A 14,931-nucleotide genomic window follows, 5' to 3' on the forward strand; every position below is an offset into this window, starting at 1 on the left:
AATGCGAACCTCGGGCCGGCAGGCCCTACGCGGCCGAGTTCCCCGAAGCGATGCCGAACGCCGGGTCCGGTACTGATTCCGGGGACAGGAGCACCGAGGAACGGCCGTCGACGCCCATGGGCACGTCACCGTCGATCGTCACCCGGCGCAGCTTGCGCTCGTGGTCGTCGGAGTCGTCCACGCCGTAGTGCTGAGTGGCGCGGTTGTCCCAGATGGCTACGTCCCCCGCCCGCCACTGCCAGCGCACCGTGTTCTCGGGGCGCTCGATGTGCGACTGGAACAGGTCGACGAGCGCGCGCGAGTCCCGGCCGGTCAGCCCGGCGACGCGCTGCACGAAGTTGCCGAGCAGCAGCACGCGCTCACCGGTCTCCGGGTGCACGCGGACCACCGGGTGTTCGGTGAGGAACTTGGTCGACGCGAACACCTCACGGAACCGCTCGAGCTGCTCCGGCACGGCGTCGGGGCGCAGCGCCGCGTAGTCGTAGTCGTTCGAGTGCACGGCGCGCAGACCGTCGGCGAGCGCGCGCAGCGACTCGGGCAGATGCGCGTAGGCGGTGGCCGTGTTGGCCCACAGGGTGTTGCCGCCGTAGGGCGGCACGGTCACGGCGCGCAGGATGGAGAACGCCGGATAGGCGGGTACGAAGGTGACATCCGTGTGCCACTGGTTGGCGCGTCCGCCGTGGTCCGAGTCGATCGGGAACGAGTAACGGCCGTCCACGGACGGGACGGTGGGGTGGGCGACCGGCGTGCCGAGGAGCCGGCCGAACGCTTCGTGGCTGTCCTCGTCCAGGTGGTCCTGGCCACGGAAGAAGACGACCTTGTGGCGCAGCAGTGCGGAGCGGACGGCAGCGACTGTCGCGGGCGGGAGGTCGCCGCCGAGGCGAACGCCGGAGATGACGGCGCCGAGCCGGCCGCCGACCTTCTCGACCGTGATGCCGGGGTCGTCGGAGTCCTGGGCGGGGCGGGTGTCGGTGGCGGGTGCGGAGGTCATGGTGGAAGTCCTTTCGGGAGGCGCGAAGGACGCGGTCGGCGACCGTCGCGGCCAATTGGCCTTGGAGCGGAAGTAATTGGGGCGGCAGCGCACAGCCACTACGGGTGAGGTCTGAGGGTGCAGGTCTGCCTCGGACGATGTGCGTGATGACCGTCAGACGTGGTGTCGCGCCAGACGTGGTGTGCGTCAGATGCGGAAGGTCGCCGGACAGCGGCCCGTACACGCCACCGGCGCATCGCGCCGGGCATCGACGGGCCGTGACGTGGGAGCGGACGTCGCGGACATGGTTCGGAGAGTCGCAGCGGCGGAGAGGCACCGTCAAGCGCGGTCCGGGTCCCGTCACCGCGACGCCTGATGGTTGAATCGGCGCCTGCGCACCAGGCGGCGCCCTGTGCTCCGCCTCATGTCGAACCCTATGTGACCAGCGGAGTTCCGCGCGGGCCGCCCATCGGTGCCACTCGCGTGCGTGGGGCGCACCGGAGGGCATCGGGCGCCCCGCGCGAATTCACGCCACCGCAATGTTGCCGCCGTCGCCGCCGGCGGAACCGCACCGAGAGGGACACGATGACGTTCGCCACCCCCGGCCCGCGCATGGCGGGCGACGGCCGGCGCGAAGCCAACGCCGCGACCGTTCTGCGCACGGTGCTCGGCCATGGCCCCGTGGCCCGCAGCGGGATCGCCCGGCTCTGCGGCCTGAGCCCCGCCGCCGTGTCGCGTCAGTGCACCGACCTGGCCCGGCTCGGCCTGGTCCGCGAACTGCCGGAACTGGCGGCGGGCGGCACGGTGGGCCGGCCGCAGATCCCCGTCGACCTGCACACGGGCGCGGCCGGGGGACCCGTGGCGGGCGGGGTTCACCTGGGCGTTCCCCTGTCGACCTTCGGAGTCGTGGACCTGCGCGGCCAGGTGCTTGCCAGGCACATGTTCACGCACGACGGGATCGAACCGGAAGACCTGCCGGGTCAAGTCGCGTGCGGGTTACGGGAGTTCCTGGAACGCACCGTGCGCGACCGGCCGCTGCTGGGAGTGGGCGCGGCCGTGGGCGGCTGGGTCGACCCGGGGGAGGGGACGGTCGTGCGGCACGATGCGCTCGGCTGGCACCGCAGGCCCCTCGCCGCCGAACTCGCCCGCGGGCTCGGCGGTCTCGAGGTGCGGCTCGACAACCACGCCCGTGCCATCGCGCAGTCCGAGATCCTCTTCGGCAGGCCCGCCGCACGCCGCAGCCTGGTGCACCTGTTCGTGGGCAACGTCGTCGACGCGGCGCTCGGCATCGCCGGGGTGGTGCACCAAGGGCCCGGTTCGGGCGCCGGTGATGTGGCGCATCTGCCGGTGCCCGACTCCACGGCGCCCTGCCCGTGCGGGCGCACGGGCTGCCTGGAGGCGACCGCGTCGAACACGGTTCTCGGCCAGGTGGCCCTGCGGCGCGGCATCGTCCCGGAACCCGACGCGTCGCTGGTGGTGGATGCCGCCGCGGCCGGTGACCGACGGGCCGACCGGCTCCTGCGTGAGCGGGCCAGGGCGGTGGGCCGCGCGACGGCTCTGCTCCTCGACGTGCTGAACCCGGATCTCGTCGTGGTGACCGAGCAGTCGAGCCTTCTCGACCCCGACTACCTGGAAGAGATCCGGGGCGCCGCGGTCGACCTCTCCCACGTCTGCGACGATCCCGAACGTATCGTCAGTCCACATGCCGGACCTGGTGTCCTGCCGGTCGCGGCCGGGACGGTTCTCCTGAATCCCCTGTTCAGAAGCCCTCTACAGGCCTTCGGCCCGCGTCCGTCCGTGGCGGCGCGTGGCTGACCCAGGTCCAGGATTCGGACATGACCGGTTGACCACTCCTGCGAGCCACTGCCATATTGCTCCCGTGAATCCGGACATGCGCCTCGTCTCCCGCAGGCACGTCGACCTCTGTCGACAGGCCAGCGCGGTCTGTGCCGTCAGCCTTTGACGCGGGACCGACCCCCGTGCGCCCGAGCTGACTTCCGCTCGCTTCTCCGCGCTCCTCGACCGTGCCCGAGCACGGACGGCATCGCGCGCTCTCCCTTCTCGCACGTCCCGGCTCTCCCCTGGCAGACGCGGCTCCTGAGCCGCCGCGGCGGTCATTAATTCCTGCCGCAGCGGAAAGAATCCGGCGCTTCGTCGTGCCCGGCCCGAGCGGCGACCTGATGCTTTCGGCGACCCGAACGCGTTGGTGACCCGGACCCGTTGGTGACCCGACCGGGTCGGCGATCCGGCGCCGGTGGGCCCCGCCATGGCTCGGCCACGTCAGAACCGGGCCGGAGCACGGCGGCGCGACGCGACGCGATCCCTCCCTCACCGTCCCTCCCCTTCACAGGCAGGCCTCGATGACCGAGCAGTACCCGTTCACGCCCCCAGACGTCTCCCGCCGCGGCACCTTGCGGGCCGCAGGCGCCGGCGCCCTGATGCTCGGGCTCGGCGGTCTGACCGGCTGCCGCTCCGCGGTATCCGACGCCAACTCCTCGGCAAAGGAGGCACGTTCGCAACCCAGGCGCGGTGGCACACTCTCCGTCGCCGTCAACACCGACTTCACGCCCAGCCTGCTGTTCGCGCAGAGCTCGCAGTCGTACCAGCACCGGCTCCTCTACAACACGCTCACGCGCTACGACGACGACCTGAAGCCGCAGCCCGAACTCGCCACCTCCTGGGACTACGCCGCGGACGGCCGCGGCATCACCCTGAAACTGCGCGACGACGTGACCTACCACGACGGGCGGAAGTTCACGGCCGACGACGTGATCTTCGCGGTGAAGAACCTTCAGAACCCGGTGAGGGCAGCGCAGTTGAGAGCGACCGCGCTTGCCGTGAGTGGATTCGAGAAGCGCGGGGACCACGAGGTGGTGCTCAAGCTGGCGCACCCCGTGGCCAACCTCTTCGACCTCTTCGAATTCATGATCATCACGGATCGGCACTCCGTCGAGGACGCGGTCAAGGGCACGAAGCTCAACGGCACCGGGCCGTTCAAGCTGAAGAAGTGGAGCCCCGGCTCGGGCCTGAGCCTCGTCCGCCATGACGCGTATTGGCAGCCCGGCCGTCCGTACCTGGAGGGCGTCGAACTGCGCGTCATGGCCCAGGCCGACACGCTGGTCTCCTCGTTGCGCTCGGGCCAGTCCCAGCTCTCCTACCAGGTCCCCGGCAAGAGCCTCGCCGCAGTCAAGGGCAACCCGGACCTCACGATCACGAGCTACGACACCGGTGACGGCGCCGCCTACGTAGGCGTCAACACCACCGTCGCGCCGCTCGACGACAAGACGGTCCGTCAGGCCGTCGCCTGGGCACTCGATCGTGAGCGCATCGTCGATCAGACGCTCGGCGGCTACGGACTGGCATCCGCCGCACCCTGGCCCAGGTCGTCGCCCGCCTTCACCGAAGCCGGCCGCACCCACTACACACACAACCCCGCGAAGGCCCGCCGGCTCCTGAAGTCCGCCGGCCTGAACAAGCTCCGGCTCCCGCTGCTGCACCTCAGCCTGCCCGGCGAGACCGCCATCGCCGAATCGGTCCAGTACGACCTGAAGCAGGTCGGCATCGCCGTCGAACTCCAGCCCACCGACCCCGCCACCGCCCAGAAGAGGCTCATCTCGCAGGACATGCCGGCGCTGTGGACCATGTCCCACGGCTTCGCCCAGGTCCAGCCGTCCACCCTCGCGGTGAGCGCCTATCCCTTCAACGAGGCCAAGAACACCTCCAAGTACCGCTCCGCCGCGTACACCAACGTGGTGCGCGAGGCGTGGACCACCAGGGACACGGCCGGTGCCGCGGCCAACGCGCAGTACCGGAAGATCTCCGGCATCCTGCTCGACCAGGCCTTCATCATCGACCTCGCCATCCGGGGCCGGGTGCAGGTCGCGAGCAAGAAGCTGCACGGCGTCACCCTCAACAAGTTCTCGTATCTCAACCTCGACGACGCGTACCTGGTCTGACATGCGCAGCTATCTCCTCAGGCGGCTGCCGTCCGCCCTCCTCGTCCTCCTGCTCGCCTCCTTCCTCATCTTCGCGATCCTGCGCCTGGTCCCGGGCGACCCGGCCAGTTCCCTCGCGGGACCTGACGCGAGCGCCGCGACCGTCGTCGCCATCCGCGACCGACTCGGCCTGAACGAACCGCTGTTCACGCAGTACACAAGCTGGATCGGCGACCTCGCGCGCGGTGACCTCGGGCCGTCGTACGCGATCGGCGGCGACACCGCCGACCTCATCCGCGACGGACTCGGCGCCACCGTCGAACTCACCGTGGGTGCCCTGCTGTTCGTGATCCTGCTCGGCACGGCCTTCGGGGTCCTCGGCGCCACCTCACGCCGCCGCTGGGTCCGGGCCTTGGTCCGCGTCGCCACCACCGGCGCCCTGGCCGTGCCGCCGTTCGTCACCGGCGTCCTGCTCGTCCTCGTCTTCGCCGTGACCCTCGGCGTTCTTCCGCCGGGCGGCCGCGTGCCGGTCCTGAGCGCCCCCGACCTCGGTGTGCAGTACCTCCTCCTGCCCTCGCTGTGCCTCGCTCTGCCCAGCGCCGCCGTCCTCGGGCGCTACCTCAAGGACGGCATCGAGCGCACCCTCGCCGAGGACTACGTGCGCACCGCCACCGCCGCCGGCGTCACGCCCCGCCGCCTGCTGTGGCGGCATGCCATGCCCAACGCGCTGCCGCCCGTGGTCACCCTGCTCGGCATGCAGACCGGCCACCTTCTCGGTGGCGCGGTACTCGTCGAAGCGATCTTCGCCTGGCCGGGCCTCGGGCAGCTCGCGGAAGCGGGCCTCACCCGCCGCGACTACCCCGTCGTCCAGGATCTGCTGCTGCTCCTCGTCACCGTCTTCGTCCTCGTCCAGCTGCTCACCGACGCCGTGTACGCCTGGCTCGACCCCCGGATCAGGTGGGAGTGACCGCCATGAACACCACCCCGCTCCCCGCACGCCGCCCGCCCCGCGCCCGCAGCCCGTACCTGGTCGCACTCGGCACCCTCCGGGGCCGCCTCGGCATCGCGCTCGTCGCCGTGGTCGTCCTCGCCGGACTGCTCGCACCCCTCCTGACCGGCCACGGCCCCACCGACCAGAGCGCCGACGGGCTCCGGCCGTTCGGCACACCCGGCCATCCGCTCGGCACCGACGACCTCGGTCGTGACCTGCTCAGCCGTGTCCTCTACGGCATCCGCGCCGACCTGGGCATCATCGCTGTCGCCGTGCCGCTGGGCGCCCTCGCAGGCTGTGTCCTCGCCCTGCTCGCCGCCGCGCACCCGGTCGCCGACACCGTCGTCCAGCGCGCCTTCGACCTGGTTCTCGCCTTCCCCGGGCTGATCCTCGCCCTCGCCGTCACCGCCATCCTCGGCCCGGGACGGCTCCCCGTCGTCCTGGTGATCGCGCTCGCCGAGATCCCCGTGTTCGGACGGCTGCTGCGCGGCGGGATCCTGGTACAGAGAGAGCGCGAATACGTGGTCGCCGCGCGGGTCGGCGGCACCTCACGCACCCGCGTCCTCGTCCGGCACATCCTGCCGAATGCCACCGACCCGCTCGTCGTGCAGATCGCCGTCTCGCTCACGGTCGCTGTCTTCATCGAAGGCGCCATGAGCTTTCTCGGCGTGGGCGTACGCCCTCCGGAACCCACCCTCGGCGGCGTCCTCAGCCAATCGGTGCCCTACCTCGCACAGGCCCCCGACTTCGCGGCCGGCCCCCTGATCACCGTGACCGCTCTTGTCCTCGGCCTCTCCCTGATAGCCGAGGCGCTCAACCGGGAGATACGCCGATGACGACGACCGATCTGCTCGAAGTCCGGGACCTCGGCGTCGAGTTCACCGGACCCGACGGAGATCCGCTGCGCGCGGTCCACGACGTCTCGTTCACCCTGCGCCGCGGCGAGACCCTCGCCGTCGTCGGCGAGTCCGGATCCGGCAAGTCCACCACCGCGCTCGCCCTGACCCGGATGCTGCCCGGCACCGGACGCGTCACGGGCGGGACCGTACGCCTCGACGGCCGGGACCTCGCCTCGGCCGGGCCCGACGAGCTGCGCACCGTCCGCGGCGCACGGATCGGCATGATCTTCCAGGACCCGATGACGGCCCTCAACCCGGTGCTCACGGCCGGGCAGCACCTGGACGAGGTGCTGCGCGCCCACGGAGCGGGCGACCGAAAGGCCCGCCGCGCCCGCGCGGGCGAACTCCTCGACCTGGTCGGCATCCCCGAGCCGGGCCGCCGGCTCGACGACCACCCGCACCAGTTCTCCGGCGGCCAGCGCCAGCGCATCCTCATCGCGATGGCCCTGGCCAACGAGCCCGACGTACTCATCGCCGACGAGCCGACCACCGCCCTCGACGCCACCGTCCAGGACCAGATCCTGACCCTCCTCGCCCAGCTCAACGAGGAGACCGGAACGGCACTCGTCCTGATCACGCACAACATGGGCGTGGTGGCCCGCGCCTGCGAACGCGTCCTGGTGATGTACGGCGGTACCGTCGTCGAGGACGGGCCGACCGCCGAGGTACTCACCCGGCCACGGCACCCGTACACCGCAGGGCTCCTCGCCGCGGTACCCCGGCTGTCGGCTCCGTCCGGCACCCGGCTCACGGGTATCCCCGGCAGCCCGCCCGACCTGGCGCTCCTCGGCGCCGGGTGCGCCTTCGCCGACCGGTGCGCCCTGGCCGAGGACCGCTGCGGCGTCAGCGCACCACCTCTGACCGAGGCGGCCGGAGGGGGACGCGTGGCGTGCTGGCCCGCCGCAGAGGGCTCGCGGCCGCTGCCGGGGCCCGCCCGCCCTGAGCGCATCGAACGGCCCGCCCCCGGGGCGGTGGTCCTCGAAGCCGAGAACATCAGCAAGGTCTACCGGGGGCGCGGCGGCGCAGGCGCGCGCACACGCCGCTTCACCGCGCTCGACGCGGTCTCGCTCACCCTCGCCGAGGGGGAGACACTCGGCATCGTCGGAGAGTCCGGCTCGGGGAAGTCCACGCTCGCCCGCGTCCTTGCGCACGCCCATCCGGCGGACGGCGGAACGCTGCGGCTGCGCGGCGACGACGTCACCCACCCCGCGCGCAAGGCCCTGCACGCGGTGCGGCGCGAGGTGCAGATGGTCTTCCAGGACCCGTACGCGTCCCTCAACCCCCGTATGACGGTGGGGGAGATCATCGCCGAGCCGCTCGTCGCGTTCGCCCTCGGAGACCGCGACCGGCGCCGGGACCGCGTCGCGGACCTGCTGCGCCAGGTAGGACTCGACCCCTCGGCCGCGGACCGCCACCCGCGGTCGTTCTCCGGCGGTCAGCGCCAACGTATCGGTATCGCACGGGCGTTGGCGCCCACGCCATCCGTCCTCATCTGCGACGAGCCCGTCTCCGCGCTCGATGTCTCGGTGCAGGCCCAGATCGTCAACCTGCTCTGTGACCTCCAGCGTGACCTGGGCCTCGCACTCGTCTTCATCGCCCACGACCTGGCGGTGGTCCGGCAGGTCAGCCACCGGATCGCCGTGATGCACGAGGGCCGCATCGTCGAGAGCGGCAGCGCGGACGAGGTGTGCGAGCGGCCCCGTGACCCGTACACCCGCTCCCTGCTCGCGGCAGCACCACACCCCGTGCCCGTGGGAGCGCCCGTATGACCGCCCACCGCACGACGACCTGACCGACCCGACCACCCCGCCCACGGAGACATCATGAGCACCCGCCGCGACCCCTACGACGGTTTCCCCGGACGTGTCGGGCGCACCTTCGCCGACTCGGAGCCCGCCTGGCCGCCGCGCCGCACCGCGCCGGACCGGGCCCCGAACATCGTCGTCGTACTCGTCGACGACATGGGCTACAGCGACATCGGCCCCTTCGGATCCGAGATCGGCACCCCGGTCCTCGACGAGCTGGCTGGACAGGGTGTGCGGCTGACCAACTACCACACGATGCCGCTGTGTTCGCCCGCCCGGGCCGCCCTTCTCACCGGTCTCAACCCGCACCGCGTGGGCTACGCGATGGTCGCCAACTCCGACCCGGGCTTCCCCGGGTACGGGATGGAGATCGCCGACGACATCCCCACCCTCGCCGAACTGCTGCATGACTCCGGCTATGCGACGTACGCCGTCGGGAAGTGGCACCTGGTCCGCGACTCGGCGTCCAACGCCGCCGACGACCGAGGCAACTGGCCGCTCCAGAAGGGCTTCGACCGGTACTACGGTGTCCTCGAAGGGCTCACCAGCCTCTTCCACCCGCATCAACTGGTGTGCGACAACAGTCCTCTCGACATCGACGAGCTGCCCGAGGGCTACTACTACACCGACGACATCACCGACCGTGCCATCTCCATGGTGAAGTCGCTGCGGGCTCACGACCCGGACAAGCCGTTCTTCCTCTACCTCGCGCACAACGCGGTCCACGGCCCGCTCCAGGCCAAGGAGGAGGACATCGCCCGCCACCGCGGGCACTACGACGACGGCTGGGACGCGCTGCGCGACCGTCGGTTCGCCGCTCAGCTCGCAGCCGGTCTCTTCCCGCCCGGCACCGAACTGCCCGAGCGCAACAGCGAGGCCGGACTCGACGTACCCGCCTGGGACTCGCTCACGCCGGACCAACAGCGGCTGTACGCACGCTACATGGAGGTCTACGCGGCGATGGTCGACAACATCGACCAGAACCTCGGCCGCCTCACCGACACCCTCGACGCGCTCGGCGAACTCGACAACACCATCATCGTGTTCACCTCGGACAACGGCGGCACCGGCGAGGGCGGCCTCGAAGGCACCCGCTCGTACTTCAGCCGCTTCGTCCACCACCCCCAGCTCCCCACCGACTGGACCCCGGACGTCGACCGCGACCCCGAACTCATCGGCGGTCCCCGCAGCCTCGTCCACTACCCACGCGGCTGGGGCATGGCCTCCAACACCCCCTTTCGCCTCTACAAGGGACACACCTACGCGGGCGGTGTCCGCGTGCCCTTCGTGCTGTCCTGGCCCGAGGGGATCCGTGACGGCCGGCTCACCCAGGGCGTGCGACCGCAGTACCAGTACGTCACCGACATCGCCCCCACCCTCCTCGCACTCGCCGGGATCGCCCGCCCGGAGAGACGCGCCGGGGTGCCGCTCCAGGAACTGGACGGCGTCAGCTTCACCCCCGTACTGGCCGACCCCGCCCATGCCTCCACCCACGCCGAGCAGTACTGCGAGATGACCGGCAACCGCAGCTACTACCGCGACGGCCACAAGCTCGTCACCCTGCACCGCCCCGGCTCGCCCTACGACGACTCCGAGTGGGCCCTCTACGACATCCGCGCCGATCCCACCGAGATCCACGACCTCGCCGCCCGGCACCCGGAACTGGTGAAGGAACTGTCGGCCGCATGGGAGAGCGCGGCCTGGCGCAACGGAGTCTTCCCGCTGCCCGACGGAAGCGGCGCGCTCGCCCGCCGCAACCCGGCCGAGGAGCGCCTTGCCCGTCCTCTCACCCTGCTGCCCGGTACCCCCGAACTCGAGCGCTACCGCTCCTCACGGCTCATCTCGTTCCGGTCCTTCGACATCGCGGTGGCCGTGGACGCGCCGGGCGAGGGCGTCCTCGTCTCGCACGGGGACCAGGGCGGCGGCTACGTCCTCTACGCGGAGGACGGCCGGCTGCACTTCGCGTACAACGAGTACGGCGTGCTGCACGAGACCGACGCGGGGCCGGTGCCGGAGGGGCCGCACGAGATCACCGTCGCCGCGACCGCCGAGAAGGGTCTGCGCTGGCGGTTCTCGGTCGCCGTCGACGGTGTGGAGCGCACCGCGCCGGACAGCGTGCACCAGCTCATCGGCATGGCGCCGTTCCAGGGCATCAGCGTCGGCGTCGACCGCAAGTCGCCGGTGTCCTGGCCGGTGCACGAGCGCCATGGCAGCTTTCGCCACACGGGGCGACTCAGGTCCGTGACCTACCTCCCGGGAGCGGCCGCGCCCGACTCCCCGGCGGCCGTGGCCGCCGCCCTTCGTGAGGCGGCGGCGGCCTTCGAGTGACGTCCCGACGGTCCTCAGGCCGGACGCAGCCACACCGTCGCCAGTGGCGGCACCGTCAGACGGAGTGAGACGGGCCGGCCGTGGCTCGGTTCCGGGCCCGGCTTGAGGACACCGGAGTTGACGTTGTCGCCGCCGCCGTACCGCGCCGCGTCCGTGTTCAGGACCTCGGACCAGCCGGGGACCGAGTCGGGCACGCCGAGCCGGTAGTCCTCGCGGACCGCCGGGGAGAAGTTGCACACGGCCAGCAGAGGAGTGCCGTCCGCCGCGAACCGCAGGAACGCGAGGACGTTGTCGTCGGCCGCGTCCGCCGTGATCCACGAGAACCCGGCGGGCGTGGTGTCTCGTTCCCAGAGGGCAGGAGCGGCCGCGTACTCGTGGTTGAGGTCACGCACCAGGTCGAGGACTCCACGGTGGTCCGCCTCGGCGACGTAGGCCGGGTCGAGGAGCCACCATTCCGGGCCGTGCGCCTCCGACCACTCGGCTCCCTGGGCGAACTCCTGCCCCATGAACAGGAGTTGCTTGCCGGGGTGGGCCCACATGAAGCCCAGGTACGCGCGGTGGTCGGCGCGCCGCTGCCACCAGTCGCCGGGCATCTTCGACACGAGGGCGCGCTTGCCGTGCACCACTTCGTCGTGCGAGAGGGGAAGGAGGTAGTTCTCGCTGTAGGCGTACACCATCGAGAACGTCAGCTCGTTGTGGTGGTACTTGCGGTGCACGGGCTCGTGCACGATGTACGCGAGCGAGTCATGGCTCCACCCCATGTTCCACTTCAGACCGAAGCCGAGGCCTCCGAAACCGTCGGGGCCGATGTGGTGGGTCTGCCGCGTGACGCCGTCCCACGCGGTCGACTCCTCGGCGATGGTGACGACACCCGGGCAGCGCCGGTACACCGTCGCGTTCATCTCCTGGAGGAAGGCCACGGCGTCGAGGTTCTCGCGGCCGCCGTGCTCGTTCGGCGACCACTGGCCTTCCTCGCGCGAGTAGTCCAGGTAGAGCATGGAGGCCACGGCGTCGACCCGCAGGCCGTCGATGTGGAACTCCTCGCACCAGTACACGGCGTTGGCCACCAGGAAGTTGCGGACCTCCTTGCGGCCGTAGTCGAACTCGAGGGTGCCCCAGTCGGGGTGCTCGGCGCGGCGCGGGTCCTGCGGCTCGTACAGGGCGGTGCCGTCGAAGCCCGCCAGCGCCCAGTCGTCCTTCGGGAAGTGGGCCGGCACCCAGTCCACGATCACGCCGATCCCCGCCTGGTGCAGGGTGTCGACGAGGTGGCGGAAGTCGTCGGGGGAACCCATGCGGGACGTCGGGGCGTAGAAGCCGGTGACCTGGTAGCCCCACGACCCGCCGAAGGGATGCTCCGCCACCGGCATGAACTCGACGTGGGTGAAGCCCAGATCGCTCACATAGGAGGCGAGCTGGTCGGCGAGCTGGCGATAGTTCAGTCCCGGGCGCCACGACGGCAGATGCACCTCGTACACCGAGAAGGGCGCCTCGTGCACCGGCCGCTGCCCACGCCGCTCCATCCACGCCGCGTCCCCCCACGCGTGGGACGACTCCGTCACGACGGACGCGGTCGCGGGCGGCACCTCGGTGCGCCGGGCCAGCGGGTCCGCGCGCACGGTGTGCGAACCGTCGGGGCGGGCGATGTCGAATTTGTACAGCGTTCCCTCGCCGATGCCCGGCAGGAACAGCTCCCACACGCCCGACGAACCGAGCGACCGCATCGGGAACGCGGTGCCGTCCCAGGCGCAGAAGTCACCGCAGACGCGCACGCCCCGGGCGTTGGGCGCCCACACCGTGAACCGGGTGCCCGCGACCCCTTCGTGCGTCATCGGCTGGGCGCCGAGAGCGGTCCACAGCTCCTCGTGCCGCCCCTCGCCGATCAGATGCAGGTCGAACTCCCCGAGCGCGGGCAGGAACCGATAGGGGTCCTCGACCTCCCTCTCGTCCCCGTCGTACGTCACGAGCAGCGTGTACGCGGGAATCGCGTCGAGCGGCAGCACCGCGGTGAACAGACCGTCACCCTCGTCGCGCAGCTCCACGCGCCGGCCCTCGACCGACACGGCGACGGCCTGGGCGTACGGCCGCAGCACCCGGAACGCGACACCGCCGTCCACCGGGTGCGCGCCCAGCAGGGAGTGCGGGTCGTGATGCTCACCCCACAGGAGACGTCCGCGGTCCGCCCCGTCCAGCGCGGGGGCGGGCAGAACGGTGAGGCGACCGGGGCGGGACTTGCCGGGCAGGCCGGCAGTCTTGGGGGCGGGAGTCTTGCGAGCTGCCACGGTTTTGTCTCCTCGGGGCGGGATGGGGATTCGGCAGGCGGACGGCGGGGTTGCCGCCGCCTGGTTCAGCGGGGTTCGGCGAGGCGGCTGATCGCCGCCATCGGCACGGGCAGCCAGTCGGGCCGGTGCCGTGCCTCGTACAGCACTTCGTAAAGGGCCCGGTCCGTCTCGTACGCGCGGAGCAGGTCGGGTTCTTCCCGCGGGTCCGACTTCGATTCGGCCGCGTAGCCGGCGCAGTAGGCGTCCCGGCAGCGCAGCGACCACTCCGGCCGCCAGGGCAGGCGGGTGCGGGCGGCGTAGTCGAAGGAGCGGAGCATGCCCGCGACATCGCGTACGGGGGACTGCGCGTGGCGGCGTTCGGCGAGCGGGCGGGCGGGCTCGCCCTCGAAGTCGATGACGAACCACTGCCGCCCCGACCACAGCACCTGCCCCAGATGGAGGTCGCCGTGGATGCGCTGCGCGGGCCGCGCCGAGTCGACGAGTGCGAACGCGTCGAACGCGGACCGCAGCCCCGCCACGTGCGGGAGCAGGGCGGGCACGGAGCGGGCCGTGGAGTCGAGGCGCTCGGTCATCGCCGCGGCGAGGCGCCGGTTGCGGTGGGGCTCAGGTGCGGCGACGGGGAAAGCCGCCGTCAGCGCGAGATGGACCTCGGCGGTCGCCCGTCCCAGTTCGTACGCCTCGTCGGTGAAGTCCCTGCCGGAGGAGAGCGACCGGAGCGCGAGGGTCCAGCCGTCGTCCGCGTCGGGCAGGAACGGCTGGAGGACGCCGAGTGTCGCCTGCTGCGGCTGCGAGGTGCGGAACCAGGCGATGGTTCCCGGCACGCGGGTGCAGCCCTGCCGGGCGAGCGCCTGCGGCACCTCCAGATCCGGGTTGACGCCGGCCTGCACACGCCTGAAGACCTTCAGGATGTACGAATCCCCGTACACCAGCGACGTGTTGGACTGCTCGGCGTCGAGCACGCGTGGCGTGAGCCCGGCGGGCACGGTGACCTGCGGGTCGCGTTCGAAGCGAAGGGGGCCCGCCGCGCCCGGGTGGCGCAGCCGCTCGAGGAGCAGCCCGGCCGAGCGGGGCTCCTGGAGGGCGTCGTACACCATGAGGCCGGTCAGCGGGCCCTCGGTCGCGCGGCCGATGAAGGCGGGTGCGAGAGCGGGCGGCAGCATCTCCCGTACGCCGAGCAGGAGTTGGTAGAGATTGTCGGCCGGGGGCGTGCCCGAGCCGGAGCGGGTCGCCTGCTCGGCGTGCTCGGCGCGCACCAGCAGGTGCAGGCAGCCCGGGTGCAGCTCGGTCATCGAGGCCAGGGTCAGCCCGGTGACGGGCCGGCCCTTGCCGGCGAACCAGCGCTGCCGCGGCAGCCATTCGTGGAGCAGACCGGCGAGTGAGTTCAGCAGCAGAGAGGGGCTGACGCCGGTCGGACTCTGCAGTGCGGCCTTGGGCATGGCGACGACTCCTTTCGAGGGCGGACAGACGGTCCCAGGGGCGTGGGGCCGCCGGTCACCACGTGGTGCTGACGGCTTCCTTGCGGAGCCGGAACCAGTAGAAGCCGTGGCCCGCGAGGGTCAGCAGGTACGGGAGTCGGCCGATGGCGGGGAAGCGGACGCCACCGATCAGCTCGACCGGGTGGCGGCCGTCGAAGGCCTGGAGGTCGAGTTCGGTGGGCTGGGCGAAGCGCGAGAAGTTGTGCACGCACAGGACGAGGTCGTCCCCTTCTTCCCCTGATCGGGGGG

Annotated in this window: 11 protein-coding genes; 7 read left to right on the forward strand and 4 right to left on the reverse strand. The window is 71.5% G+C overall.

Going from position 1 to position 14,931, the window contains the following annotated elements:
* Positions 1-25: 25 nt before the first annotated feature.
* Positions 26-991: a TauD/TfdA dioxygenase family protein gene (locus tag ACWFR4_RS21590; RefSeq protein WP_453467269.1), complete on the reverse strand. Its 966-nt coding sequence runs from the start codon at positions 989-991 to the stop codon at positions 26-28.
* A gap of 564 nt (positions 992-1,555) precedes the next feature.
* On the opposite strand from ACWFR4_RS21590, the gene ACWFR4_RS21595 reads away from it, so the two are divergent.
* From ACWFR4_RS21595 to ACWFR4_RS21625, 7 genes are all read left to right on the forward strand, one after another.
* Complete coding sequence (locus tag ACWFR4_RS21595) at positions 1,556-2,785, forward strand: ROK family protein (protein WP_453467267.1); 1,230 nt, start codon at positions 1,556-1,558, stop codon at positions 2,783-2,785.
* Positions 2,786-2,861: 76 nt separating this feature from the next.
* Positions 2,862-2,933: a putative leader peptide gene (locus tag ACWFR4_RS21600; RefSeq protein ID WP_389531111.1), complete on the forward strand. Its 72-nt coding sequence runs from the start codon at positions 2,862-2,864 to the stop codon at positions 2,931-2,933.
* Between the two features lie 397 nt (positions 2,934-3,330).
* Entirely contained in the window at positions 3,331-4,926 is a 1,596-nt protein-coding gene (locus ACWFR4_RS21605; protein WP_453654014.1) for an ABC transporter substrate-binding protein, read from the forward strand.
* A gap of 1 nt (position 4,927) precedes the next feature.
* The gene (locus ACWFR4_RS21610) at positions 4,928-5,872 is read left to right on the forward strand and encodes an ABC transporter permease (RefSeq protein ID WP_453467264.1); all 945 of its coding nucleotides are present in this window, start codon (positions 4,928-4,930) and stop codon (positions 5,870-5,872) included.
* Between the two features lie 5 nt (positions 5,873-5,877).
* Positions 5,878-6,732, forward strand: a complete 855-nt coding sequence (locus ACWFR4_RS21615; RefSeq protein WP_453467262.1) for an ABC transporter permease — start codon at positions 5,878-5,880, stop codon at positions 6,730-6,732.
* Positions 6,729-8,564: an ABC transporter ATP-binding protein gene (locus ACWFR4_RS21620; RefSeq protein WP_453467260.1), complete on the forward strand. Its 1,836-nt coding sequence runs from the start codon at positions 6,729-6,731 to the stop codon at positions 8,562-8,564. Before ACWFR4_RS21615 ends, ACWFR4_RS21620 begins: the two co-directional genes overlap by 4 nt.
* Before the next feature lie 54 nt (positions 8,565-8,618).
* Positions 8,619-10,928, forward strand: coding sequence for an arylsulfatase (locus ACWFR4_RS21625; RefSeq protein ID WP_453654016.1), 2,310 nt, complete (start codon positions 8,619-8,621; stop codon positions 10,926-10,928).
* Positions 10,929-10,942: 14 nt separating this feature from the next.
* On the opposite strand, the gene glgB is transcribed toward ACWFR4_RS21625, so the two are convergent.
* The 3 genes from glgB to ACWFR4_RS21640 form a co-directional block, all read right to left on the reverse strand.
* Positions 10,943-13,207, reverse strand: coding sequence for a 1,4-alpha-glucan branching enzyme (gene glgB, locus ACWFR4_RS21630; RefSeq protein ID WP_453654018.1), 2,265 nt, complete (start codon positions 13,205-13,207; stop codon positions 10,943-10,945).
* A 65-nt stretch (positions 13,208-13,272) separates the two neighbouring features.
* Entirely contained in the window at positions 13,273-14,643 is a 1,371-nt protein-coding gene (locus tag ACWFR4_RS21635; RefSeq protein WP_453469626.1) for a maltokinase N-terminal cap-like domain-containing protein, read from the reverse strand.
* Between the two features lie 55 nt (positions 14,644-14,698).
* Positions 14,699-14,931: alpha-glucosidase C-terminal domain-containing protein (locus ACWFR4_RS21640; protein WP_453654020.1), on the reverse strand; the 233-nt coding region annotated here is incomplete at its 5' end.

It is taken from the genome of Streptomyces sp. NPDC055140 (genome assembly GCF_053607285.1).